Origin of the sequence: Rhodococcus sp. BH4, assembly GCF_002079265.1 — a bacterium.
Lineage (GTDB): Bacteria > Actinomycetota > Actinomycetes > Mycobacteriales > Mycobacteriaceae > Rhodococcus_F > Rhodococcus_F qingshengii.
The window spans coordinates 1,887,523-1,914,147 of the sequence record NZ_CP014941.1 but is presented as its reverse complement, the minus strand read 5'-3'; the positions used below and the strand labels follow the sequence as shown (position 1 = coordinate 1,914,147).

The window sequence follows — 26,625 nt, the reverse complement described above, 5'->3', positions numbered from 1 at the left end:
CCAACCGGATGGTTTCCTATCGCGCGGGCTCCGTATGAACACAGAAGAACGGGGTGCCAGTTGCTGTGCAACCGGCACCCCGTTCTGACTGCCTGAGTGCTTACACCCTCACAGGCACCTGATTCGGGTCTGGATCGGAATCCGGATCCTGCTCGATCGGAATCCGTCGAATCGCTTCACCCTCGATGTCGACGTTCGGCAGGATCTTGTCGAGCCACGCCGGCAACTTCCATGCCGAATCACCGAGAATCGACATGACCGCAGGGATCACGATCATGCGGATGATGAAGGCGTCGAAGAAGACTGCAGCCGCGAGGCCGAAGCCCATCATCTTGCTTGTCGTCTCCGAGGACAGCATGAATGCGCCGAACACGGAGATCATGATGATGGCCGCCGACGCGACCACGCGAGCACCATGGGTGTAGCCGGAGATGATGGCGTCCTTGGCCGACAATCCGTGCACGTATTCCTCGCGCATTCGCGTCACGAGGAACACTTGATAGTCCATCGCCAACCCGAAGACCACACCGATCATGAAGATCGGCAGGAACGAGATGATGGGTTGTGTGTGCTCGATCAGCCCGAAGTCGCCCTCCTGGAAGATGGCCACCGTGGCGCCGAAGGTCGCACAGACGGAAAACAGGAATCCGAGAGTTGCGGTCAGCGGCACCAGGATCGAGCGGAAGACGACCATCATGATGATGAACGCCAGCCCCACAACCACGATGAGATACGGGATGAGCGCGGAACTGAGCTTCGACGACATGTCGGCAACGATCGCGGTTTGCCCCGCTACACCGAGTTCTGCGCCTTCCGATTTCACCGTCGATCCGTAATCCCGGATCTGATTCATCAGCTCGTGGGTTTCGGGGCCGCTCGGTGACATCTGCGGGGTGACCGCGATCAGCGCAGAGTTGGCGCCCGCCATCGGGTTTGCTGCGTCCGGTCCGTTTCCGACCCACATCAACTGATCCGGAGTTGCGACGTTGTCGAGGCCCTTGATGTGCGCGACAGTGCCTTCGGCAATCGCGGTGATGTCGGTGCCGTCAGGCGCGTCGAGCACGACGAACAATTCGCCATTGACGCCTTCACCGAACCCACGTTGCAGCAGGGCAAGTGCCGGCCGCTCTTCGTCCTGAGTGAACGAGAGTCCGAGTTCGAGCTTCGTCATCGGAATAGCCGCGATCACCAGAAGCACCAGCGCAGCACCCGCGATCGGCCACGGGTACTTGGTGACTATCTTGGCCCAGCGATGTCCGTTGGATTCCATCGTCTCGGGCTCGTCACCGTGGCGCAGCCCGGGGATACGAGGCGAGAACGCGAATCGGCCGAAGATACCCAGAACCGCTGGGATCAATGTGATTGCGCCGAGCACAGCGATGATGACGGCAACCGCTGCCGAGATTCCCATCTGCGTGATCATAGGAACCCCGACCACCGCCAGGGCCGCCAGCGCAACCACCACTGTCAGGCCTGCGAATACGACAGACGAACCGGCAGTACCTACTGCGCGTCCGGCGGCAGCTTCCCTGGTTCCGCCCAGGTTGAGCTCACTGCGGTAGCGCGACACGATGAACAACGCGTAGTCGATCGAGACTGCGATGCCGATCATCGTGACGATTCCCGTGACGCCTTCGTTGATGTCGAAGAAGCCCGAGCCGAGGGTGACAGTCAGAGTGGCCAGCGCAATTCCCAGAATTGCAGTGAACAACGGAATAAACGCCGCGATGAGTGCACCGAACGCCACGATCATCACGATGAACGCCACCGCGAAGCCGAGCATCTCCGACAGACCGCCCGCGGCCTGCACCTGCATCATCGAGCCGGTTCCTTCGACTTGCAAGCCGCCGGTGCGGAACTTTGCCATCAAGTCGAGGAACGCGGTCTTGTTGGCCTGCGTCTGATCCTCGATGCGAATCGACTGATTGAGCTGGATCAGCCCGACCTTGCCGTTGTCGCCGAGAACGGCCGACGCCACCGCTGGATTGGCCTCCGCGAGAGTGACCGGATTGACGATCTTCTCGGGATCGACGATGTCCGGCAACGTCTTCGCCTGCGCGATCAACTGATCGATCTGATCGCTGTGCGCGGCAAGCCCGTCGTCTGCCGCGATGAGAATACTGGTCGACGCCTGAGTTTGCTGCTCCGCTGCAGCTGCAAAGTTCTCGTTCATCAACTCGGTCGCACGCTGTGAATCGGTGCCCGGAAGGTTGAATTCTTTGGAGAACGTCGGATTTGTGGCGCTGATAGCGCCCCCCACCACCGCGATCACGATAATCCACGCGGCCACCACAAGATACTTGTGGCGGAAAGCGAACTTCCCCAACCTGTAAAGATACGTAGCCAACGTAGGCCTCTCTCGCCGTGGACTGGTCTGTCCGAAGAACACGGAGTCTTTCGGTGCCAAGGTCATACGGTACGGACCGACCGGCTCGTTGGCACCTGGTATATCTGCGAAAACGGCATATCCGGCGCGCTCTCCGTCTCCTTTTCAGACCGCTCGGTACCGTGGACACGACACGGGCAGGCGCCTCACCAGAGCAGACGTCGCGTAGTACGAAAGGCAATCCCATGAATCACGGCCAGGCCGTCGATCGCGATCTCCTCCTTGCAGGCCAACAGCGACTCGACGCGCGGGGGCCACGATTGACGGGATCACCTTCACACCACGCGGTGGTGGAGGAAGTCGCGAACGAACTGACCGAACTGGGCCTCGAAGTCCGGCGTGATTCACACACTTTCGAACGCTGGGATCTACCGGCAACGTCTGACGGACTTCGCATCGAATTGCCCACGGGGCCGATCAAGGTTTCGTCCGCATTCCCCTACTCGGGATTGACCGGCCCTCAGGGAATCTCCGCTCCCCTGGTCCACGTCAGCGCGCGACGCCCCAAGTGGTCCTTGGCCAGGGGCGCGATCGCAGTGATCGAGGTCCCGCACATCGATCTTCCGCGCAAGCTACTGGTCAGCGAGTGGGGTCCGATCGCCAACGACGAGACTCTTCGAAATCCGGTTCTCTCCGCGACTCTTCTTGGCCCGAAACTCGACAAGGCCCGCAAAGCCGGAGTGCTCGGCGTGATCGCGGTGTGGCGTGACATCGCTCCGGACAACGCGCTGGGACAATATCTTCCGTTCACGCAGCCGTACCACGACATCCCCGCCGTCTGGGTGGCCGGCGACGAGGGCGCGAAGGTTGTCGCTGCAGCTCGTTCCGGCCAGCGGGCCACTCTCGTTCTGGATGCAACTCTGCATCCGGACACCCGGACCGACACGGTGTGGGCGGTATCCCCGGGGACATCACCGGAAGAGACGATTCTGCTCATCACTCACAGCGACGGAACCAACGGCGTCGAGGAGAACGGGCATCTGGGAATGTTGGCCTTGGCGCGTCACGCCGTCGCGCAGCCGCATCGACGGTCGTACGTTTTTGTGCTGACGACCGGCCACCTTCGCATTCCAGCGGTGTCCAAGCACGGACAGGCAACGTCCACCTGGCTCGAAGCACACCCCGAGATGTGGAAGGGCGAAGACGGTCAGGCGCGCGCAGTAGCGGGGATCGCAATCGAACACCTCGGCGCACTGGGTGATACCGAGAACACCTCGACCGGCAGCTATTCGTTGGAGACCACTCCGGAACCGGAACTGCTCTACGCGACGAGTCGGGAAGTACACGACATCGTTGCACCGCTGTGGCGCGACATCGGGGCAGGCGATCGCCGAATCGTGGCGCCGGGACCGGTCATTCATTTCGGTGAGGGTGAACCGTTGTTCGAGCGGAAGATACCGGCGGTCGCCTTGGTGACGGCGCCGCAGTACCTGCTCGCTCTGCGTGACGCCGACACAGTCACGCACGTCGATCTCGACGCGATGGTCAAACAGGTCGAAAGTTTCCGCGATCTGCTCGACGCCTTCGACGCAACCGACACCGCGGCTTTCGGTCCGGTGGTCTCGCGCTCGGTGTTCGCGAAGTTCTCGGCGCTACTTCAGTTGATGCAGATTTTGTCGAAAGCCAAGAAATAGTGCTGTGCGCCTTTATTAACCGCGGGCGGTTAATAAAGGCGCACAGCACTTGGGGTTACTTGTCGTGAATGATCACGCCACGGATGTTCTTGCCGTCACGTAGATCCTGGTAGCCCTTGTTGACGTCTTCGAGGCTGTAGGTGTTGGTGATCAGTTCGTCGAGCTTGAGCTGACCGGCATCGTAGAGACGCAGCAGTCGCACGATGTCGTACTGCGGATTCATGGACCCGAACAACGTGCCCTTGATCGTCTTCTGATTCAGCGTCAGGTCGGTACCCGACACGTGAACGGTCAGCTTGGCGGGGTCGGCGAGTCCCGTGATCACCACGGTGCCACCCTTGCCGATCACTGCCGTCGCTGCACTGACCACGTCCTCGTCGACGGTGCCGACAAGGATGAGCGCAGCGTCGGCACCCTGTCCCCACGTCAGCTCGTTGACCTTGGCAGCAGCGCTCTCGGCGTCTGCAAAGGCATGGGTTGCACCGAACTTCAGTGCGGTCTCACGCTTGAGAGCAACCGGATCGACCACAACGACGTACTTGCAGCCGGCCGAAACGGCGCCCTGGACGGCGTTGATGCCGAGACCACCGATGCCGTAGATCACAGCGGTGTCACCGGCGCGAAGGTTACCGGCATTTACTGCCGTTCCCCAACCCGAAGGCACGCCGCAGCCGACGACCACCGCTGTCTCCAAGGGAAGCCAGTCGTCGATCTTGACTACCGAGTGCTGAGAAATGGTGGCGCGCTCGGAGAACGTTCCCAACATGCACATTCCGCCGAAATCCATTCCGTTGCCGTGGAAACGGAAGGAACCGTCGGGCATCGAGCCTTCGAGGATGGTGGCACCCATGTCGCAGAGGTTCTGGCGACCGGTCGAGCAGTAGCGACAGGTGCCGCAGTTGGGGATGAAGCTACACACGACATGGTCGCCCGGCTTGACCTTCGTGACGCCTGGGCCGACCTCTTCGATGATGCCCGAGCCTTCGTGTCCGCCGACGATCGGGTAACGCGGCGGGAGATCACCGTCGGTCAGGTGCAGATCCGAATGGCACAGTCCGGCAGCGGTGTACTTGATCAGTACCTCACCCACACCCGGGCCGTCGAGGTCGAGTTCCATGATCTCGAAAGGCTTTCCGGGCTCGAGCAGTACAGCAGCTTTGGTCTTCACTGGTGATCTCCTTGATTGTCGGACGAGAGAATGAGCGATGGGGTCGGTCAGAGAGCGATGTTGACGGCCTTGGTCTGGGTGTAGAGATCGATAGCCGAAGCGCCGAGCTCGCGGCCCCAGCCGGACTGCTTGTATCCACCGAAGGGCATTGCAGTGTCGAAGCCGTTGTACTGGTTGATCCACACCGAACCGGCCTTCAAGCGCTTCGCCGTGCGGTGAGCCTTGGAAATGTCCCGGGTCCAGATGCCGGCGGCCAAGCCGTAGATGGAATCGTTTGCGGCAGTGATCGGTCCGTCGTCCGCATTGAACGGCAGCGCCGCCACGACGGGTCCGAAGATCTCCTCCTGAACGATGGAGAATTCGGGCTTGACGTCAACGAAGACGGTCGGCTCGACGAAGTAGCCCTGATCGCCCCAGCGGTTGCCGCCCGTCAGTGCACGTGCGCCGTCGGCGATTCCCTCACGCAGGTAGCCGGTCACCTTGTCGAACTGCTCCTGCGAGACCAGCGGTCCGAGCTGGGTGGTGGGATCGAGGCCGGGTCCGATCTTGACCTGGCTCGCTGCGTGCGCGACGGCCTCGGTGAACTTCTCGAAGATGGTGTCCTCGACGTACAGACGAGTACCCGCAACGCAGCACTGTCCGTGGTTGAACAGCCACGCGTTGAGCGAACCCTCCACCGCGGAATCGAAATCGGCGTCGGCGAACACGATATTGGGGCTCTTGCCACCGAGCTCGAGCGTAACCTTCTTCAGATTGCCCTTGGCGGCGTCGACGATCTTCTTACCCACCTCGGTGGAACCGGTGAACGCAACCTTGTCCACGTCGTCGTGGCCGGACAGAGCAGCACCTGCATCGCCGAAGCCGGGAACGATGTTGACGACGCCGGGCGGGAAGCCTGCTTCTTCGAAGACCTCCGCGAGAAGCAGTGCGGTGAGCGGGGTCTGCTCAGCGGGCTTGAGGATCACCGTGTTGCCGGCGGCGAGCGCGGGGGCGAGCTTCCACGACGACATCAGCAGCGGGAAGTTCCACGGCACGATCAGTCCACAGACGCCGATCGCCTCACGCAGGGTGTAGGCGTGGAACTCGCCGCCCGGAGAGAAGGGCATCGACACGTTGACGGTGCTGCCTTCGATCTTGGTGGCCCAACCCGCGTAGTAGCGGAAAACGTCTGCGGCCCAAGCCACGTCGACGGCGGTGGCGATGGCAACGGACTTGCCGTTGTCGAGAGCTTCGAGCTGACCGAATTCCTCGGCACGAGCACTGAGAATGTCGCCGACGCGCCAGATCATCCGCTCGCGCTCGTTTGCCTTCATACGTGACCAGGGGCCGTCCTCGAAAGCCGTTCGAGCGGCACGTACCGCGCGGTCGATGTCTTCGGCCTGACCGTGTGCCACGTCTGCGAGCTTCTGTCCGTCAGCCGGGTTGTACGTCGCGAAGGTCTGACCCGAAGCGGCGTCGACGAATTCGCCGCCGATGTAGAGCTTCTTCGGTCCGTTCAGGAAACCCTGTACCGCGGAACTGATGGTGTGTTCGGCTACTGCCGTCATCGGAAACTCCCCTGAAGTAGTGAGGTGCGAATGTGATGCACGCCATACTTCCGCGCTTCCAGGGGTGCTAACTGTCCGAACTTTGTACAACTGAAGTCGGACAGCAAACTACACAGTGATGTCGAGCGCCCGCATCCGTGTGTAGAGAGTGCTTCGGCTGATTCCGAGTTGCGCCGACGCGTGAACCTTGTTGCCGCCACAGTCTTTCAACGCTCCGATGATCGCCTGGCGCTCGGCTTTCTCCCGCCCTGCCAACCGCGACACCTTGGTCGTGGTGCGATAGTCCTCGGGCAGATCAGCGACGTCGATGCGATTGCTCGAGCGTTCATCCGAGGCGCGATTCAACACGACGCGCAATTCTGCCAGGTTGCCCGGCCAATTGGCCGCCGCGAGTGCTTCGGCAGCGCTGGCGGTCAACCTCAGTTCTGGCGAGATCCCCTCCAACATTACTTGTGCCAACTCGGCGATCTCAGCCTGTCGCTCGCGCAGTGGGGTGATGACAACCCGGGAGGCGCATCGTGAGAGCAGCGCGGCGATGGTCGGCGGAAGATCAACTGCCGCTCCGCTGGTCAGTACGATTTTCGGCCCCTCAGCGCTGGCGTCGATCAGGTCTGCGACCAGCGGCAAGACCGAGTCAGGAAGGAGTTGCACCTGTTCGATCACGACCACGCCCGAACGCTTACGGGCTGCTCGCACGAGATCGGTGACCCACTGCTCACGGCCGTCGAACGCGATTCGCGTGGCATCGAGCCAACTCGCATCGACACTGCCGACGACATCCGATGCTGCCGAGGTTCGGCCGGATCCCGCTTCACCAGAGATCGCCACTGCGGCAGAGGTTGCCCGCGCCCGCATCAGGTCGCGCCGCAGTCGTTCGCCCGGAGACGGTGCCCGCTCGTGCGTTCTGCGGATCGGTGCCCGTTCCCGTTGGAGTGGTTCGACCAGGAAGAGCGCACCACCGTCAGCCCCGGAAATCCGGTCGGCTTGAACTCGCGCCAGAGCGCCGGACGCCAATTCGACTGTCACCAATCGTGATTGGTCCGGATTCAGGTCGGCAATCAAGGAACGGAGCGATACATGGTCTGCGGTGTCGAGCAGATCCAAAGCGGTTCGGTTGCTCAGCAGGATGTCGTCGCCGATGGCCGCGACGGCAATGTGGCGCTGATGTGAAACTCGCTGGAATGCGTCGACCAGCCGCTGCTCCGATGCTTTCGAGCCTTCGAGCAGCCGTTTCTCGATGTCCGCTGCAGCACGCGCAAGGAAGGGCGCGAACAGTGGGTTGGCCTGCGAGACAACGCCGGTCATGTCGAGAATGCCTTCGACACGACGTGTGACGGGATGCAGGATCGGCTGTCCGTAGCAGCTCAAACCCTTGAGGCTGTCGAGGAAATGCTCGTCACCGTGGATCACCACGCTTCGTCCGACCTCGAGGGGCGTACCGAGCGCGTTGGTGCCGGCGTGCTCTTCGCCGAAGCGTGAACCGTTGACGACGCCCAACCGCTCGATCGTTCGCTCGACGCGACTGTCGGAGTACACCGAAGCGACGACGCGGCATTCTCGATCAGCAAGCAGCACGCAGAAACCGGTGCCCGCGATCTGTTGCGAAACTTCGTCGAGCACGGGTGCGGCGGCCCGGAGCAGACGAGACTCACCGTCCTGCTCCTCGGTGTCCACGGCGATGGCCGACGACGGGTCGAGGCCACTCAGTCGAGAACGCTTCCAGGAGAGCGCGATCTCGGGGCGTACCGGCTCACGCTCCCCTGGGTTCGCGGACATACTCTCAGGCCTGACCGATCAATTCGATCGCCTGTTCTCGCATCGCGATCTTGCGGACCTTGCCCGTGACTGTCATCGGGAACTCGTCGACGACATGGACGTACCGCGGAATCTTGTAGTGCGCGAGCTTGCCGGTGCAGAACGCGCGGACCGAATCGGCGTCGAGATCATCTGCACCTTCGCGCATCTGGACCCACACCATCAATTCCTCGCCGTACTTTGCGTCGGGTACACCGATGACCTGCGCATCGAGAATGTCGGGGTGGGTGTAGAGGAACTCCTCGATCTCACGCGGATAGACGTTCTCGCCACCGCGGATGACCATGTCCTTGATGCGTCCCGTGATGGCGACGTATCCGGCCTCGTCCATGACTCCGATGTCTCCGGTGTGCATCCACCGGGCAGCGTCGATCGCCTCGGCGGTCTTCTCCGGGTTCTCCCAGTATCCGAGCATGACCGAGTAACCACGCGTGCACAGTTCACCCGGCTCGCCACGGGGCACCGTCAATCCGGTTGCCGGATCGACGATCTTGATCTCGAGATGCGGCCCTACCCGTCCGACCGTTTCGGTGCGCTGCTCGATCGAATCGTCCGAGCGGGTCTGCAACGACACCGGCGAGGTCTCCGTCATGCCGTAGCAGATGGACACCTCCGACATGCCCATGCGATCGATGACCTGCTTCATCACCTCGACCGGGCAGGGCGAGCCCGCCATGATGCCGGTGCGAAGGGACGACAGATCGAAGCTGTCGAAGTCCGGCAACGCCAACTCCGCGATGAACATCGTCGGAACGCCGTAGAGGGACGTGCACTTTTCGGCCTGAACGGCTTCGAGCGAAGCACGCGGATCGAAAGCCGGACCCGGAATGACCATGGCAGCACCGTGACTGGTGCACGCAAGGTTGCCCATTACCATGCCGAAACAGTGGTAGAACGGCACCGGGATGCACACCCGATCGACCTCGCTGTAGTGGCACAACTCGCCGACGAAATAGCCGTTGTTGAGGATGTTGTGGTGACTGAGCGTCGCGCCCTTCGGGAAACCGGTAGTACCCGAGGTGTATTGGATGTTGATCGCGTCGTCGGCCGACAACGCGGCCTGGGCTGCGGCGAGCGGAGCCGGATCGCTTGCCTGCGCCGCCAAGCCGTCTGCAAGCACCGCGTCCCACTCGGGTGAACCGAGCAGGAGCACCGACGTCAGATCCGGGCACTGCGGCCGCACCGTCTCGATCATCGACGCGTAGTCCGAGGTCTTGAAGCTGGCCGCAGACACCAGCGTCGAGATCCCGGCCTGCTCGAGCACGTACTGCAACTCGTGCGAGCGGTACGCCGGATTGATGTTGACCAGGATCGCGCCGACCTTTGCCGTCGCGTATTGCGTGAACGTCCATTCCGGACAGTTGGGAGCCCAGATTCCTACCCGATCGCCCTTCCCCACACCACGGGAAAGTAGTCCGACAGCGAGCCCGTTCACCTGCTCGGCGAACTCCCGGTACGTCCATCGTCGACCGCTGGCGTGGTCGATCAACGCATCGCGGTCGCCGTGTGCGGCAACCGTGCGATCGAGGTTGTCTCCGATGGTGTCGCCCAGCATCGGACCGTCCCATACTCCGGACGTATAGCTGGGCAGCGGCGTACTCATGTGTTCTGTCCTCTCCGGTTACCTGTTCAGGCACCTATGAGAGGGGCCGCCGCAGCGGACCCTCTCATCTACGAATTTACTCGATTCGGTGTGATGCACGACATACTTCCCGGTGCGGGGTGGCCGTAACTGTTCAGAGTCCGGACACCCCACCCGCCTGCTGTGCGCCTTTATTAACCGCCGGCGGTTAATAAAGGCGCACAGTGGTTACAGCGCGTGGTCCTTGGTCTCGACGAGCGCCCAGGTGCAGACCAGACTCACCACACCGAGGATTGCCAACATGATTCCGATGGCCATACTCCCGTAGGCCGAGGCCAGCGGTGCGGCGATCAGCGGCGGCACTGCGCCGCCGAGCACTCCGGCGAGGTTGTAGCCGAGGCCGGCACCGGTGTAGCGGTAGCGGGTCTGGAACATTTCCGGAAGTAGCGCACCGCAGGGGCCGTACGCGATTCCGAAGATCATCAGCGTGCCGAACATTCCGAGGATGAACGCGATCGGTGTTCCGGTGTCCAGGAGCGGGAACAGAATGAGCGCCCACACCACAGCCAGACCACAAGAGATCATGATGACCTTGCGACGCCCGATGCGGTCCGAGTACAGGGCGGAGACGATGATCGCGGCACCGAAGACGAAGGCGGAAGCGATACCGACCGACAGGACGAACGGGCGGGAGAAGCCGAGGGTCTTGGTTCCGTAGCTCGTGAGGAACGCCGTGCCCATGTAGAAGAACGCGAACAGGCAAGCGAGGGCGCCGGCCGAGAGGAGGATTTCCTTGGTCTGGAACCGCCAGGCATCCAGGAACGGGAGGGTGCGAGGTGCTTCGTTCTTCTGCTCTGCAACGCGCTCTGCCTGCTCCGCCTTGAAGACCGGGGTCTCCTCGATAGCGAGTCGCATGTAGAGGCCGATGCCGACCAACACGATGGAGAACAAGAACGGGATACGCCAGCCGTAGTCGAGGAAGGCCTGATTGGTGTCGCCGAGAACAGCGCCGGTGATGAGGAATGTACTGCTCGAGAGCACGAAGGCGATTGCGGGGCCGAGCTGCGGGAACATCGCATACAGACCACGTTTGCCCGGTGGGGCGTATTCCGCGGTGAGCAGAGTTGCGCCGGCCCATTCACCACCGACCGCGAAGCCTTGGCCGAATCGCAAGAGCACCAGGATGATCGGAGCCGCAACACCGATGGTTGCCGCACCGGGCAGCAAGCCGATCAGGAGCGTCGAGATACCCATGAGCAGGAGCGTCGAGATCAGCGTCTTCTTGCGACCGATGCGATCACCGAAGTGTCCGAACAACATTGCGCCGACGGGCCGGGCGATGAATGCGACTGCGAAAGTCGCAAACGATGCGACAGTTCCCGCAGTGGCACCGAGCGCGGGGAAGAACACCGTCGGAAAGACAAGTGCCGCAGCGGTTCCGTAGATGAAGAAGTCGTAGAACTCGATAGTCGTGCCGATACAACTCGCGATTGCGACGCGCCGCACACTGGTGGTGTTCTGCGGGGGCTGCGTCGCACCTGCGGCACTCGCACCCCCGGCGCCGGCGGCACTGGTGCCGCCTGTGGGAGAGACTGTGGTCACTCGATTCCTCCGTGGTCCCGTGGTGTCGCCCTGTGGGCATCACCGTCGATAGGAGGAAAGGTAGTGATGTGGCTCACCCCCGCACTACCCCCGAAAGGGGGTAGGAGTGATCTCGGTCACCACTTGTATGCAATGGTAACGAGTTTCACGACCCTCGACATGCCGCAGGCCGTCCGATTCGTTCTCACGAATCGGACGGCCCTCGAGAAACGGCGTCACGGTGCAACGCTACGGATCAAGCCTTACCGGCAGCCCCGAACAGTTCCTGACGGATCTCGCCCCACACCGTGGCGTAGGAGTCGATGATCGGTTCGGAAATCCACTTGGACTCCCCGGCTTGCACTTTCGCGAGAGCATCCGAGAAGAGATCCTGGTAACGAGACAACCGCGGAACGAATGCCGACAGATCGTCGAACAGGTTTGCAGCCCGGCGATCCAACTCTGCAAGGGAATCCGAATCTGCGTCGTCGATGAGCGCGGCGAACTCCTCGTCCAAGGGAAGGAACGCCTCGTACACCTCAGCGATGGAGTCCTCGTCGATCGAGACGCGCTCGGCGTCCAACTGATCTTCGAGTTCTGCCAAACCTTTCTCGGTCAGGCTGATGGCGTTTTCCGCTTCGACCGCTTTGCCCTGCGCGACAAGTGCGTCGTACGCAGCTTGACCGGAAGCCGAGCTGACGCCCAGGTGCTCGGCCAGGACGACCGCTCCGACCCGCTCCTTGAGACGTACTGCTTGGAGCAGTGCCAACTCGTCCACATTGCCAGCGAAGGCCATCGATTTCTCCTACTCACGTGCCGCCTCTGCGGCTCCAGCATCACAGCGGACACCCGTGGGTTTCCGCAGCCCGACAAAGGGCTCGACAGAATCAGATCACACCCCGATCGATCGTTGTGAAGTCACCGCGACAAGTCGACCGTCACGCGACGGTATCGGCCTGATCGGGGATCACGCTGCCGTCTGCGCGAGTCACGGCACCTTTCTCCCCGGCCGCGTCGGTGTAAGCATCGGTCGAGCAGCGATAGGGAGCATCCGCCTGTGCTTTCGGTTCGATGAACATGGGGTTGACCAGCCATTTCCCGTCACTGTTGTCGTAGGCATTGCACATCAGTTCGGGATTGTTGCGGTTGATCACCAGGCGCGCGCCGGTCGCATCTCCGAGGAACGTCACGTCGGTGACAGAATCACCGGCAGCAAATACCTGACGTCGATCGGCGGCCAACTGCTCGAACGCCGTAGGCCCTTGAACCCCGTAGACAACCTCGTTGACCTGGCACCGTTTGCCGTCGATGTACGGAATGACCGAGTCGTCGCCGTCCGCAACGCCACCACACCCACGCAGGCGCCCGGTGAGAACCCCGCCCTCGACGATGGGCCGAACTCCCATCACGTGATCGGCGTCCAATCCCAGCTGTTCCGCCCAGACTCGAACGACCGGTTCGGCCGACGCGGAGATGATCCGCACGTCGAATCCATGAGCGCCGAGGGATTTCACCAAATCTTCGATTTGCGCGTAGTACCGCACCGAGCCGTCGACTTCCGTCGTACCGACGGTCTGATCGGATCCTTCTGCAGCAGCGAGATTCTCGGCACGCGCTGCGCGGGCGTACTCGGTGACCTCGTCCTCGGTGTGCCCTGCCATCAACTGCACGGCCCACGCGTATGCGGCTTTTGTCCGGCGGTGATCGTAACCGTCGAATGCGGCCTGCCCGTCGCGAGTCTTCTCTTCGAGTACCGCAACGATCTCGTCCGCGCAGTCCAAGTCGGTGCTGGTTGCCAACGGTTGCCCCGGCGCGGTCTCGGAGCCGCACGCGGCGGAAAGTGCGGCAGCGCCGGCTGGCGTCATGAAGCGGCTGGTGGTTGCCCAGTCCCCTCCGGCAGGCTGTAACACCTTGTTGTTCTTGATCATCCAGAATGCGGTGGCGCTTCCGATGTCGTTCTTGACAACTGTGTTGTCCCAGTCGAAGAGCGCCAACGGAGCTCCGTCATCGACATCACCTGCAGCTCCACACGTTCCGAACTCCGTCATCATGGCATCCAACGTCACACGGTTGTCGCCGTACCACGCAAGACTGGGATCCAACGCCGCGCAGGATGAACCACTCTGCGCCACATCTTCTTTCGGGGCGCTCTCGGCCGAACTACATGCAGTTGCACTCAACAGGACACTACCTACCGCCAACGCGCACAGGGCGCGGGAATGCAGCGAACGGAACATCGATTCCCTCGTTTTCGTCGTGATTCGGGTACGACGGCATACCCGGGTCGATCGACCCGGGTATGCCGTGCAGTTGTCAATTAATCGAGCGTCAGCACTTCTCCCGACGCAACGGCGTCGGCGCGAGAGGTGTCCTTGAGGTCGACGCCGGAGCGGCCCAACTGGCGCGCTCCCGTCACCAATCCCAGGACGACACGAGCAGCCTGCTCGTATCCGAGTCCCTCGGGTGGGTGGACATTGGAAATGCAGTTTCGATCCGCGTCGGTACGACCGACGCGCGGAAGATGAGTCAGATAGATCCCGACGCTGTCCGCAACGGAGAGCCCTGGACGTTCGCCGATCAGGACGATCGCCGTCTGCACTCCCATCGCGGCGGCGATGTGATCACCCAGTGCCACACGGGCATTCGTGGCGATCACCGGCGGCGCAATCGAGTACCGCTCCCCCAACACCGTGACCAACGCGGACAATAGTTGCTCGCCGTGGTCCATCAGTGCTCGCGGGGAGAGTCCGTCGGCGAGGATGAACCCGATTTCCTTGTCGGAGCTCTTGATCGCGCTCAGGTCAGCCGGCTGGCGCCCCAGGTCGGGTCTCCGGAGATACTCACTGCGGGTGGAGACGCTGCTCGCCACCACCACCGGCGCCCCGATGCCCACCCCTTCGACCCGACTGGCAAGCGTCTCGGAGTCGAGTGGCTCGTGGACCGCGTCGCGGGCTGCGGCGTGAGCTGCCTTGAATTCGAGAACCCGCTTGGTGGGCAACGAATCTCCGGCACGCCCCAGCCCGATACGCGATTGTGTGGTCTTGCGCAGTGGACCCCAGAAATCGAGGATCGGTGCCTGATCTTCGGTCATGAGTTCACCGTCAAAGCCCGCAACGGCGACATTTCGGCATCGATCGGAAGAACCCGACCGTTTGCGTCGGTCATCCCCAAGTTGTGGAGCCAGGTCTCGAACTCCGGGGCGGGCTGCAAACCGAGAACCTTACGCACATACAGCGCGTCGTGGAACGCCAGACTTTGATAGCCGAGCATCACGTCGTCGGCGCCGGGCACCGCGATCACGAACGCCGCGCCGGCGACGCCCAGCAAGGTGAGCAGGTTGTCCATGTCGTCTTGATCGGCTTCGGCGTGGTTGGTGTAGCAAACGTCCACTCCCATCGGCAGCCCGAGGAGTTTTCCGCAGAAATGATCCTCCAAGCCCGCGCGAATGATCTGCTTGCCGTCGTAGAGATACTCGGGACCGATGAAGCCGACCACGGTGTTGACCAGCAGCGGTTCGAGATCACGTGCCACTGCGTATGCCCTGGTCTCGAGTGTCTGCTGATCGACCGGGGCTCCGCCGGTGCCGTAGTGGGCACCTGAGCTGAGGGCGGACCCCTGCCCCGTCTCCAGGTACATGACGTTGTTGCCGACCGTTCCGCGGTTCAAGGAGCGCCCGGCCTCGTTGCCCTCACGCAGGAGCGGAATGTTCACTCCGAAACCGGAATTGGCGCCTTCGGTACCGGCAATCGACTGGAAGACGAGATCGACCGGCACCCCCGATTCGATCAGTCCGATCGTGGTGGTCACGTGCGAGAGCACGCACGACTGAGTCGGGATCTCGAATCGCTGACGGATGTCGTCGAGCAGGTGGAGCAGATCCGAGGTGGCCTGGGGTGAATCCGTCGCGGGGTTGATACCGATGACGGCGTCGCCACATCCCATCAGGAGACCGTCCAATGTGGCCGCCGCGATGCCGCGTGGATCGTCTGTCGGGTGGTTTGGCTGGAGTCGGGTGCTCAGCCGGCCGGGCAGTCCGATGGTCGTACGGAACCCCGCGGTCACGGTGATGGCCTTCGCGACGGCGATCAGGTCCTGATTGCGCATGATCTTGCTGACCGCCGCAACCATCTCGGGGGTGAGCCCGGGACTTACGGCGGACAACCGTGCGGAAGCTTCCGGCGCCGACGCGGTCTCGAGCAACCAGTCTCGTAGTCCGCCAACAGTCAGGTGGGCCACCGGCGCAAAGGCCAGGCGATCGTGGCTGTCGATGATGAGCCTGGTTACCTCGTCGTCCTCGTACGGAACCACCAGATCTTCGAGGAACACCGTCAACGGAAGATCAGCCAGAACCCATTGAGCAGCAGCACGTTCGGCGTCGGAGCTTGCCGCGCAACCGGCTAGTTCGTCACCCGACCGCAGTGGTGTCGCTTTTGCCATCAGATCGACGAGACCGTCGAACGAGTAGTTGGTTCCGGATACCTGCTGGTGATACTTGGCCATCCCGCGACTCATCCCAATTCTTCTTCCGCCTGTGCAAGTACAGCAAACTCCTCGTCCGGCGAGTTGGCAACAAGGTGGTGGCGACTGTAGAGACCGAAGTACGCCATGAGAACACCGAAGGCGACCAACGTCAGCAGTGCCGCAACGGGATCGACCAGGAAGGTGGCGACCACCGACACTGCCGCGATCACGAGTGCAAACGAGGTGGTGGCGATACCGCCGGGCGTGCGGTACGGGCGCGGCATGTTCGGCTCACGCTTACGAAGAACGATGTGACTCACCATCATCAGGACGTAGCTCACTGCCGCGCCGAACACCGCCATGTTGAGCAACATTGCACCTTCACCGGTGAGTGAGAGCGCGAAGCCGATGATTCCGGGTACGACGAGAGCGAGAGTGGGGGCCTTGCGCTTGTTGGTCACCGACAGGTTCTTCGGCAGGTAGCCGGCGCGGGAGAGCGCAAACGTCTGGCGTGAGTAGGCGTACATGATCGAGAAGAAGCTCGCGACCAGACCGGCAAGTCCGATGTAGTTGACGGCCTTTGCCGCTCCGCTGTCCCCCAGAGCCTCGACGAGCGGATTTCCGGAGGTGGACAGGGCGTCTGCGCCGAGCGCACCGGTGGCGAGGAAGAGAACCGTTGCGCCTGTGACGATCAGGATCAACATGCTGATGATGATGCCGCGGGGGACGTTCTTCTCCGGCTCACGTGCTTCCTCGGCGGCCAGCGGTACACCTTCGACCGCAAGGAAGAACCAGATCGCGAAGGGCACGGCGGCCCAGATTCCGAGCAGACCGAATGGCAGGAACGACGACGATCCGACTGCGCTGGTGTCGACGGCGATATCGGTGAGGTTGGACGAATCGAAAAGGCCGACAGCCGAAACCGCGAACACGACCAGGCCGACGAGTGCAATGGCGGTGATGATGAACATCGCCTTGAGTGCCTCACCGGCGCCGGTGAGGTGAATGCCGATGAAGATCGCGTACACCGCGAGGTACACCCACCAGCCGTCGGTGATCCCGAACAGGTTCAGGGACTCGACGTACGCACCGATGAAGGTCGCGATCGCTGCGGGTGCTATCGAGTACTCGATGAGAATTGCTGTGCCGGTGGCAAATCCGCCCCAGGGCCCCATGGCCCGTCTGGCAAACGTGTATCCACCACCAGCGGCAGGAAGTGCCGACGACATCTCGGCCATACCGAGCACCATCGCCAGGTACATACCCGCGATGACAACCGCCGCGATGAGAAGGCCACCGAAACCACCTTCAGCCAGACCGTTGTTCCAGCCGGCGTAGTCACCGGAAATCACATAGCTGACACCCAACCCCGCAAGCAGCACCCACCCTGCTGTTCCCTTTCGGAGTGTTCGTTTCTCCAGATACGAATTGTCTTCCGCATGGAAGTCTGCGCCGTCGTGGTGTGCACCCGCGGCACCGGCGTTTTTGCCGGTTGCGTGGTCGGAAAGAGACATGTCCATCCTCTGAATCGGTCAAGAATGAGACGACGCACGGTGGATGCGTCGCGTGAAATGAACGGTATGTGGGCGATGTACGGAGAAGGTCGCCTGGAGATGACCGTGCTGTTAACTGGCTGTCATGTGAGCGGCCCCGAGTCTGTTCAGATCTTCTTCAGGCTGCCGTTCTCAGGATCGGGCGGCCGCGCCCGGCACCGGGCAGGCGTCGACGGCCTCGGCGACCACCTGGGGAACCGTCGGGGGCAAAGGACGCACGCCCGCTTCCCAATCAGCGCCCACGAGAATGCTCGACGCGCCGAGTGCTTCGTTTTCGTCCGGTGTGAATGCCCTTGCTCGACTGAGGAATCTGAATCCTTCAGGAGACTCCAGGCTGAATCCACTGCCGCGGCCGGGCACGACGTCCAGTACCAACTGGGTGTGCTTCCAGGCTTCAAACTGTGATCCGGAAATCCAGACCTGTACAGCGTCGGTTCCGGTGGGAAGGTCTTCGGGAGTCTCTCCGACAGCAAGTCGGAGATCGACGATTCCGAGTAGTACGTCACGGTCCCCGACGATGAATTCGCCTGAGGGATAACACATCGGGGCCGAGCCGTCGCAGCATCCGCCGGATTGATGCATCATCAGTTCGCCGTGAGTCCCGCTGAGGCGGCGCAGGAGGTCAGCCGCCCCAGCGGTGGTCACCAACCGGGGTGGAACGGCGCCGGTATCGGGTGTGTCCGTGGCGCTCATTCCAACCTCCGTGTGTTTGTGCAGGTTTCGCGTGTTGCAGTCTTGCTCACCGGCACCCGCAGCGAGGGGCTCACGGGTGCCGGTGGGTAGATCAGAAGAAGCCCTGAGCCTTCTGGGCGTAGCTGACCAGGAGGTTCTTGGTCTGCTGGTAGTGCGAGAGCATCATCAGGTGGTTCTCGCGGCCGATGCCGGACTGCTTGTATCCACCGAAAGCGGCGTGTGCCGGGTACTGGTGGTACGTGTTGGTCCAGACGCGACCGGCTTGGATGTCGCGGCCTGCGCGGTAAGCAACTCCGCCGTCGCGGGACCAGACACCGGCGCCCAAACCGTAGAGCGTGTCGTTGGCGATTTCGATGGCCTCGTCGTAGTCCTTGAACGAGGTGACCGAGACGACGGGTCCGAAGATCTCTTCCTGGAAGATGCGCATCTTGTTGTTGCCGGTGAACACCGTCGGCTGGACGTAGTAACCGCCGGACAGGTCTCCGCCGAGTTCGGCTCGCTCACCACCGGTGATGACCTTGGCGCCTTCGGCCTTGCCGATCTCGATGTACGAGAGGATCTTCTCGAGCTGATCGTTGCTGGCCTGGGCACCGATCATGGTGTCGGTGTCGAGCGGATCCCCTTGGCGCACAGCCTTGGTGCGGATGGCTGCCATCGCCAGGAACTCGTCGAAGATGTCTTCCTGGATCAGCGAACGTGACGGGCAGGTGCAGACCTCGCCCTGATTGAGGGCGAACATCGTGAAGCCCTCGAGTGCCTTGTCCTGGTAGTCGTCGTTGGAGGCAAGGACGTCGGAGAAGAAGATGTTGGGGCTCTTGCCACCGAGTTCGAGGGTGACGGGGATAAGGTTCTGCGACGCGTACTGCATGATCAGGCGACCGGTGGTGGTCTCACCGGTGAACGCGATCTTCTTGATACGCGGGCTGGACGCGAGCGGCTTTCCGGCCTCGACGCCGAAGCCGTTGACGATGTTGAGAACACCGGCAGGCAGCAGGTCACCGATGATGCCGATGAGGTGCAGGATCGAGACTGGCGTCTGCTCGGCAGGCTTGAGCACGATGGCATTACCGGCAGCGAGGGCGGGGGCAAGCTTCCACACGGCCATGAGGATCGGGAAGTTCCACGGAATGATCTGGCCGACTACGCCGAGCGGCTCGTGAAAGTGGTACGCCACGGTGTCGGAGTTGATCTCCGAGAGCGAACCTTCTTGTGCGCGAATGGCTCCCGCGAAGTATCGGAAGTGATCGATGGCGAGCGGAATGTCGGCGTTGAGGGTCTCGCGGATCGGCTTGCCGTTGTCCCACGACTCGGCGAGTGCGATGGATTCGAGGTTCTCCTCCATACGATCAGCGATCTTGTTCAAGATGATCGCGCGCTCGGCGACCGAGGTCTTGCCCCAGGCCGGAGCTGCTGCGTGCGCTGCGTCGAGAGCGAGTTCGATGTCTTCTGCGGTGCTACGAGCCACATCACAGAAATTCTGTCCGGTCACCGGTGTCGGGTTCTCGAAGTACTGACCCTTGACCGGAGCAACCCATTCGTTGCCGATCCAGTTGTCGTATCGAGACTGGAAGGACATGATCGCGTCGGCGGTACCTGGGCGGGCGTACACGGTCATTGCAAGCTCCTATGTAAACGTGTTCTTCCTGGGCGCACCCACCAAATCGGTGACTGCAATCCCACCCCCCGGTGGGGTGTGATTCACAACACTAGGAGTTGCAACGTTGCAAGTACGTTGCGTGCGAGAAACGCGGATGATTCTCAGATGCCCAATTGGCGGTCGAGGAGATCAATTCTTGCCTGGACCTGCGAATACAGCGGAGATTGAGGATCCAACGTGGACAGGTAGGCCTCCCACACGACTGAGTCTTCGCGGCCGTGTACCGACGTGGTCCACCGGGCCAGAAGGTTGGCGTCACCTCCACGCAGCAGAGCTGCCTGGACCCTGGTGCGTAGTTCTTCCCGCACCTCTTCGATGCCGGGAGACGCCGAGCCCGCCAGCACCGGGCCCGAATACAGTTTCATCGCCGTCGCTGCGTCGCCTCGATCCAACGCTGCCCGCACCTCGCCGACATCTGTCGTGAACTCCGTGATGATCCGATAGGGGCGCGAAGCCAGCCGGTCGGCACCGAAAACCTTACGAAGCCGCGACATTTCCGCGCGAATGGTCACTGCGTCGAGTTCGCCCTCGTCGAGCAGGACCGCAAGGTGGTCGGAGCTGAGACCCTCCGGGTGTTCGGAAAGCAGAAGGAGAATCTCGGCGTGACGCTGCGAAATCGGGATGCGGTCACCGCCGCGAACCAGCGTCGGCCGGCCGGCACCGAATGTTTCGAGGCGCGGAGCCGTGGCACTGAGTGGGATGGGCGAGTTCAAGAGATGGAATCGCAATTCCGATTCGGCGGCCGCGACAGTTGCACGGATCAGTGACAGCACTTCGGGAACCGCAACCCTGGGACCACCGGTGATGTCGATGGCACCAAGGATTTGCCCAGTGGTGGGATCGTGGACGGGTGCGGCCGAACAACTCCAGTCGTGCACGGTTCGGTTGAAATGCTCGGATCCGAAAATCTGTACGGAGTGATCGAGAGCAAGCGCCGTTCCCGGCGCATTGGTGCCGACACGATCTTCGCTCCAGTCGGCGCCTTCGACGAAGTTCATGGACAACGCCTTGTCCTTGGCCGAGTTGTCACCCTCCACCCAGAGCAGTCGACCGTGTGCGTCACTGATCGCGATCAGTAGTCCGGTCTCGGCAGCATCTTCCACCAGGAGTTTCCGAATCACCGGACGGATCAGTGACATGGGATGCGCGGAGCGATATTTTTCGAGCTCCAACCCTTCGAGCATCTCAGGGTTGCCGACCACATCGGGATTTACCCCCTTGTTGCGGCTACGCATCCAGGACTCGAGTACGACCGAGCGGACATGGGAGTCGTCGGTCAGCCCCTGGCCGGGCACGCCGCGGGCATCGATGAACGACTGATGGGCAGACGAAAGTCGCCGCGCGAGTAACGCGACGTCATCGCCTGGCCTGACCGCCACCCACGGGTTGCCGGGCACAGCCTGTTCACGTGCCATATTTTGCGTTCCTCCGCTCCGTGGACCACTGTAACGCCGATCACAGCCCATAGGCGAGAACGACCATTCGGTATGACTGCCGACCCAGCCTGCTGCCCCTCGCGGTCACTCGTCGCCGAGCAGAATGGCGCTTGCTCGTTCCGCGACCATCACCGCGGTCGCATGCGGGCCGCGGGTCGGGATCGTCGGCAGGATTGACGTGTCAACAATACTGAGTCCTTGCGCGCCGATCACACGGCACCGACCGTCGACGACTGCGAACGGGTCCGCCTCGGCACCCATCACGCAACTACCGGACATATGCAGCGACGTTCCCAGGCGGGATTCGACCCACTCATCGGTGTACTCCACGACGGGGCGATCGATCAACCCCGTCTCGGCGATCGACTCGAGAAGATTCTCGGCGATCTGCATCCCTTCCCGAATGGCAGCTCGATCGTGCGCCGACGCGACATAGTTGTACCGAATACGCGGCGCCCCAGCGGGATCCCCCGATACCAGTTCGATGCTTCCCCGGCTGCGCGGCGCCATCAGGACCACTCCGACGCCGTGGTCCATGCGAGGCGCACCGGGAACCAGGTCTGTGAAAGATGCGGTGTACGGACGGATTTCGATCTCAGCGAGGTTGAGGGCTGTCTCCAGCACCGGAGTCTGCGATCGAATCGTGCGGGGCTTCGAAAAATGGTACGGCAGCAGCACTTCCGGGTGGTCGACGAAGTTCTGTCCGACGCCCGGTCGATCGAGAACGACGGAAACTCCCTGCCCTACAAGTTGTTCCGCTGGACCAACACCGGAATTGAGGAGAATGTGCGGTGTCGCCACCGCGCCCGAACACACGACCACATGGTCGGCACGAATGCGTCGGACATTGCCGTCGTCGAGAACGTCGATGCCGATCGCACGGGTACCCGAGAACGCGATACGAATGACGTTCACTCCGGATTCCACCCGCAGATTCGGCCGGTGCAACGCCGGCATCAGATACCCGATCGCCGTACTGATCCGACGATGATCCGACACGTTCAGTGGCACTCGGCCCACCCCGAACGAGTCCGGCGCATTCTTGTCGACGTCGTCGGGAAAGCCTGCTCCGAGCGCTGCCGCATGAAACTCGCCGCTCAGTGGATGCAGTTGGTCCCACGCTCGACGCTCGACCGGGATCGGTCCGGCGGTCCCGTGGAACTCGCTCTCGAAATCACGATCCGTTTCGGACTTCTTGAAGTACGGCAAGACGTCGTCGTATCGCCATGAACTCGGCCAATTCTCGAAATCAGCACGGGTCGCGCGGGTGAAGTACGCACCGTTGACGGCTCCGGATCCACCGAGTGTCCGCCCCCGCGCAATTGTGGACGCCCGACGCGGCGTCAGTTCGACCGGATAGGTCCACGTGTATTCGCTCGCAGGTCCGACCGGCAGTCGGTACGGATCACCCAGGACGTCCGGGAGTTCGAGCGCCGATCGATATCCGCTTCCCGATTCGAGGAGCATCACCGTGGCGGATGGATCTTCACTGAGCCTGGCTGCGACCACGCAACCACACGTGCCACCACCGACAACCAGGAAATCTGCGTAGTCGGCTTCTGTCACTTGGTGATTCGAGGTTTCAGCGCCGCCCAGTCGCGGGCGTCGAATGCGCCACGCCAGAGTCCGGCTCCATACGCGATGTCGTCGGCTCGTTTGAAGAAGACGTACCGAACCGGTCCCAGCCCGCCTGGCTCACGGTGGCGATACCAGTCCACCAAACCTTCGGTGACTGCTGCAGCGACGGCCAGCCGCCGAATTCGACGGGAGGCGATCACCGCCAGGAGCGTCACGGGCCAGTAGTGACGACACATTGCCGAGGCGAGTTGCCAGAATCCGCCGACAACTCCCTGCGCGGTGAGGATCGCCGCGATCCGGGTGGGTTGACTCAGGCCGGTGAACATCTTTCGCAGCCGGTAAACGGTAAACAGCAAAGCGCCGAGTGCGCCGGCAAGACCGGAACGGGTCAGTGTTGCAGCGGCGATACACGCGAAGAGTGTCGAGAACGACATCGCCATCGGCGGAACCGAACCCTCGTGTCTTGCAGCCAACGGCGCCGCACCCGTGCCGTAGAACGCTCTCCTGGCGAACCACTTGTCGAACTGAACTCGATGATCGTGGGCGACATGCGCAACCGGTTCGTACCTCAGTCGCCAACCTGCAGCCTGCAGTCGCCAGCAGAAATCGACGTCCTCGGCTACTTCGAGACTCTCGTCGAAACCGTTGCATTCGAGTGCCACGTCGCGCCGGACGATCACGGCGGCGCTGGGGACATAGGCGACCGGACTGCCCGACTTCACCGCAGCTTCCTTGCGTCCGAGGTCGAGAGACGATCGCATGTTCTCGTACCGCGCCAGCGCCGTCCCGTACGGATCGAGGGCGACGATGCGGGGTGCAACAAGGGCAACCCCCGGATCGCTGAAGTGGCCCAACATCAACTCGAGCCAACCGGCACGCGGTATGACGTCGGAGTCCAGAAAAGCTACGAAACGTGTTTGGGCCGAACGCAATCCCGAGTTTCTCGCTGCCGAGGGTCCGCGCGCACTCTCGTGCCGGACCACTGTGATGGTGCCGGTGCCCGGGCAGGCGCGACGGGGCTCCACCGGCACTTCCGAACCGTCGTCGACAACGATGACGGTCAGATCCTTGAGGACGGGCAATAGGCGTTCGACGCCGGCCTGGTTGTCCTTGACCGGAATCACGACCGTGACATCGGCAGCGGACGGCGTCGACATCGGACGAGGATTCGCGACACCTGAATCGAGAAGGTGTCGCGCAACCGCAGCGCTCTGCTGATCGACCACCTCGAGGAAGCCGTCACCGATCATCGCCGCAGCCGTCGGCGCCAGCTTGAGCATCCGTGTCGGAGATCCGCCGATGAGTACCCGGCCACCCGAGTACGTGCGCACCTTGGGGTCCAACCGAATGCCGAAGCCGTCGGGGAGTCTTGCTGGTCGCATCAGATGATCGTAAGGGACGTAGCCCGTCGTGCTGCAACTCGTCGCAGCCTCGAAAGCCGTCGCAGGTGGACCGTCCGCCCCCACTCGGTCGTGGTCGTCACCGAAGCCTCCCATCTGGACCAGGCTCCCACCGGGCCAGTCCATCCGTCACGCGTCCTACCAACTCACCGAAGATGTATGCGCCGTCTTCGGCGGTAGCCCCGACTGGATTGCCGAGAACGCCGTTTTGCGACACAGCGACCATACCGCCCGAACGCATTCCTGGCATCAGGTCCGCGATAGGAGACAAATTTCCTGTCTCAGCAAGGCTCATGTGCACCAAATCGGGCGAAAGGTGCAGCAATAGGCTCGTTTCAGTGTGTCCGGCATGAGCGTCGGCACCCGCAACAGCGCACGGCACCCAAGCAGCATCACGCCCCTCATACCGCAGAAGTGCCACCGCTTTGGCCAATGCGGGACCATTTCCGCCGTGGCCGTTGACGAACAGCACCCGCTTCGTCCATCGGAACGCCGACCTTCCGTATTCGACGACGACGGTTTCCATAGCCTCGGCACCGATCGAAATCGTGCCGGCAAACCCTTCGTGTTCGCCGCTCGCCCCGTATTCGATGGCCGGGGCCACGACGACGTCGGGCAGAGCCTGTGCGACTGCTCTCGCGATCCGAGTGTCGGTATCGAGAGGCAGGTGCGGTCCGTGTTGTTCGAAAGAACCGACCGGGACCACGACGGTGAGCGCAGTGCCCTCGAGCGCAGGACTCGGGATGGCAGCAAGGTCACGCGGAGAACTCATCCCCCGATCGTATTGGTGCGGGCCCCTCCCACCGCAACACTGCATGCGGATACACCGGGGCATTGTTGTGCCCCGGCGTATTCGTCAGTTGTCGCGGTTCACGCCGCTGTCGGTGGGCTGTTCCCGCCGATCGGCTGTTGATACGGATCGATCGACATCGGTGGATAGAACACTGTTTTTCGGTCGGGGCCGATCTCGACCCGCCATTCGGTGTGGTGCAGCGTCCGATGATGATGACCGCACAACAAGATCAGATTGTCGAGATCCGTTGGGCCACCATCGTTCCAGTGAACAATATGATGGGCATCGCACCACCCCGACGGTGTCCCGCACCCTGGAAACGCACACCCGCCATCCCGAACCGCCAACGCCCGCCGCTGCGGAACCGTCGCCGTTCTCGCTTCTTTGCCGCAGTCGAGCGGAACCCCGTTCTCATCCAACAAAATCCGCGTGACGGTGCAGTCGCATGCCAACATCCGGGCGGTATCGATACTGATCGGGCCCACCCAATCCGCCCACGCGAAACCCAACTCCTCCGTGGACGGCAACAGGTCCTTCAAGGCTTTGAGGTCCGTCATGTCTTTCGCCGACGCAGTCACCGTGATGTGCGGTTTCACCCCGCCCTCGATCGGACCCAACCCCGCCCGCTCATACCGCCGCAACAATTCGCAGAACCCGTCCGCCCGTCGTAGCGCCGGCGTGCGGGTGTCCTTGACGCCGTCCTTCTCCGGCGTCGGCGCAGACAGGCTCGACAACAACGTGATCAACCGTGCCCCGTTCACAGCATCCAGATCGCCCTTCACCGACACTCGCCCGTACAAGCCTTTCGAGGCGTAGAACTCGTTACGTTCGGAATCCTCACCCACCGGAACGCCGTCCTCGCGTTTTCCGTACTGCTTCTCGATCCGCCGGATCGCTGCCCGCACCGCATCACAATCGGCGATGTTCTTCGACGCCAACCCCAACAGAATCCCGCGGGCCTTGTCCACATCCGCCAGGGTCATGTTCTTCGGCGGATGCTGACAAAACGACGCCACCTGCCGCGCCTTCAACGCATCCACGTCACCGCGATGGAATGCATCCGCGACAACAGGTTCGAGCATCAACAACCGCGCCAACCCGACCAGCAGGCTGCACTCACCGATCTCCAGATTCGTCGAACCATGCAACCACTGCGCGATCGCCCGAAAACCCTTCCCGCCGAGAACCTCACGGGAAAACATCTCCACGATCAACAACACCATCCGCGACTGCAACTCGTGCCGGGCGCGCACCAGATCCAGAACCTCACTCTTGAGGCCCACGCCATCCAGTTGCCACGCTTCCCGACTGTCCATGCTCAAAACATACTTTCGAGAACCA

Annotated in this window: 19 protein-coding genes; 1 reads left to right on the top strand and 18 read right to left on the bottom strand. The window is 62.2% G+C overall.

Annotated elements, in window-relative coordinates; translation table 11 throughout:
• Positions 1–100 precede the first annotated feature (100 nt).
• Entirely contained in the window at positions 101–2,347 is a 2,247-nt protein-coding gene (locus A0W34_RS09060) for an MMPL family transporter (protein WP_047268953.1), read from the bottom strand.
• Positions 2,348–2,571: 224 nt separating this feature from the next.
• Here A0W34_RS09060 and A0W34_RS09055 point away from each other — a divergent pair, with 224 nt between their 5' ends.
• Positions 2,572–4,020, top strand: a complete 1,449-nt coding sequence (locus A0W34_RS09055) for a hypothetical protein (RefSeq protein ID WP_081557577.1) — start codon at positions 2,572–2,574, stop codon at positions 4,018–4,020.
• A 55-nt stretch (positions 4,021–4,075) separates the two neighbouring features.
• On the opposite strand, the gene A0W34_RS09050 is transcribed toward A0W34_RS09055, so the two are convergent.
• From A0W34_RS09050 to A0W34_RS08970, 17 genes are all read right to left on the bottom strand, one after another.
• Positions 4,076–5,188, bottom strand: coding sequence for an NDMA-dependent alcohol dehydrogenase (locus A0W34_RS09050; RefSeq protein ID WP_003942086.1), 1,113 nt, complete (start codon positions 5,186–5,188; stop codon positions 4,076–4,078).
• 47 nt (positions 5,189–5,235) lie between these two features.
• Positions 5,236–6,735 carry an aldehyde dehydrogenase family protein gene (locus A0W34_RS09045; RefSeq protein WP_019744236.1) on the bottom strand — a complete coding sequence of 500 codons (1,500 nt, stop codon included), beginning with the start codon at positions 6,733–6,735 and terminating at the stop codon, positions 5,236–5,238.
• A 108-nt stretch (positions 6,736–6,843) separates the two neighbouring features.
• Positions 6,844–8,511: a sigma-54-dependent Fis family transcriptional regulator gene (locus A0W34_RS09040; protein WP_003942072.1), complete on the bottom strand. Its 1,668-nt coding sequence runs from the start codon at positions 8,509–8,511 to the stop codon at positions 6,844–6,846.
• Between the two features lie 4 nt (positions 8,512–8,515).
• Positions 8,516–10,153, bottom strand: a complete 1,638-nt coding sequence (locus A0W34_RS09035) for an AMP-binding protein (protein WP_054186890.1) — start codon at positions 10,151–10,153, stop codon at positions 8,516–8,518.
• A gap of 207 nt (positions 10,154–10,360) precedes the next feature.
• Positions 10,361–11,638 carry an MFS transporter gene (locus tag A0W34_RS09030; protein ID WP_020906868.1) on the bottom strand — a complete coding sequence of 426 codons (1,278 nt, stop codon included), beginning with the start codon at positions 11,636–11,638 and terminating at the stop codon, positions 10,361–10,363.
• A 331-nt stretch (positions 11,639–11,969) separates the two neighbouring features.
• A complete protein-coding gene (locus A0W34_RS09025) occupies positions 11,970–12,509 on the bottom strand; it encodes a hypothetical protein (RefSeq protein ID WP_054827683.1) in 540 nt (179 codons plus the stop codon).
• Positions 12,510–12,651: 142 nt separating this feature from the next.
• Positions 12,652–13,950 carry an HAD family hydrolase gene (locus tag A0W34_RS09020; protein ID WP_058227512.1) on the bottom strand — a complete coding sequence of 433 codons (1,299 nt, stop codon included), beginning with the start codon at positions 13,948–13,950 and terminating at the stop codon, positions 12,652–12,654.
• 80 nt (positions 13,951–14,030) lie between these two features.
• Complete coding sequence (eutC, locus tag A0W34_RS09015; RefSeq protein ID WP_058227511.1) at positions 14,031–14,804, bottom strand: ethanolamine ammonia-lyase subunit EutC; 774 nt, start codon at positions 14,802–14,804, stop codon at positions 14,031–14,033.
• Complete coding sequence (locus A0W34_RS09010) at positions 14,801–16,225, bottom strand: ethanolamine ammonia-lyase subunit EutB (protein WP_007730162.1); 1,425 nt, start codon at positions 16,223–16,225, stop codon at positions 14,801–14,803. The genes eutC and A0W34_RS09010 overlap by 4 nt, the downstream gene beginning before the upstream one ends.
• Entirely contained in the window at positions 16,222–17,694 is a 1,473-nt protein-coding gene (gene eat, locus A0W34_RS09005) for an ethanolamine permease (protein ID WP_003941913.1), read from the bottom strand. Before eat ends, A0W34_RS09010 begins: the two co-directional genes overlap by 4 nt.
• A 165-nt stretch (positions 17,695–17,859) precedes the next feature.
• A complete protein-coding gene (locus tag A0W34_RS09000; RefSeq protein ID WP_003942021.1) occupies positions 17,860–18,420 on the bottom strand; it encodes a DUF779 domain-containing protein in 561 nt (186 codons plus the stop codon).
• Positions 18,421–18,511: 91 nt separating this feature from the next.
• On the bottom strand, positions 18,512–20,035 hold the full coding sequence (gene adh, locus A0W34_RS08995; RefSeq protein ID WP_007730158.1) for an aldehyde dehydrogenase: 1,524 nt from the start codon (positions 20,033–20,035) through the stop codon (positions 18,512–18,514).
• A 143-nt stretch (positions 20,036–20,178) separates the two neighbouring features.
• On the bottom strand, positions 20,179–21,492 hold the full coding sequence (locus tag A0W34_RS08990) for a helix-turn-helix domain-containing protein (RefSeq protein ID WP_047268928.1): 1,314 nt from the start codon (positions 21,490–21,492) through the stop codon (positions 20,179–20,181).
• A 105-nt stretch (positions 21,493–21,597) separates the two neighbouring features.
• Entirely contained in the window at positions 21,598–23,079 is a 1,482-nt protein-coding gene (gene mftG, locus A0W34_RS08985; RefSeq protein ID WP_070162567.1) for a mycofactocin dehydrogenase MftG, read from the bottom strand.
• The gene (mftF, locus tag A0W34_RS08980) at positions 23,076–24,473 is read right to left on the bottom strand and encodes a mycofactocin biosynthesis glycosyltransferase MftF (protein WP_007730153.1); all 1,398 of its coding nucleotides are present in this window, start codon (positions 24,471–24,473) and stop codon (positions 23,076–23,078) included. Before mftF ends, mftG begins: the two co-directional genes overlap by 4 nt.
• Before the next feature lie 97 nt (positions 24,474–24,570).
• Positions 24,571–25,263: a mycofactocin biosynthesis peptidyl-dipeptidase MftE gene (gene mftE / locus A0W34_RS08975; protein WP_042922382.1), complete on the bottom strand. Its 693-nt coding sequence runs from the start codon at positions 25,261–25,263 to the stop codon at positions 24,571–24,573.
• Positions 25,264–25,361: 98 nt separating this feature from the next.
• Positions 25,362–26,600, bottom strand: a complete 1,239-nt coding sequence (locus A0W34_RS08970) for an HNH endonuclease signature motif containing protein (RefSeq protein ID WP_081557576.1) — start codon at positions 26,598–26,600, stop codon at positions 25,362–25,364.
• Positions 26,601–26,625 lie beyond the last annotated feature (25 nt).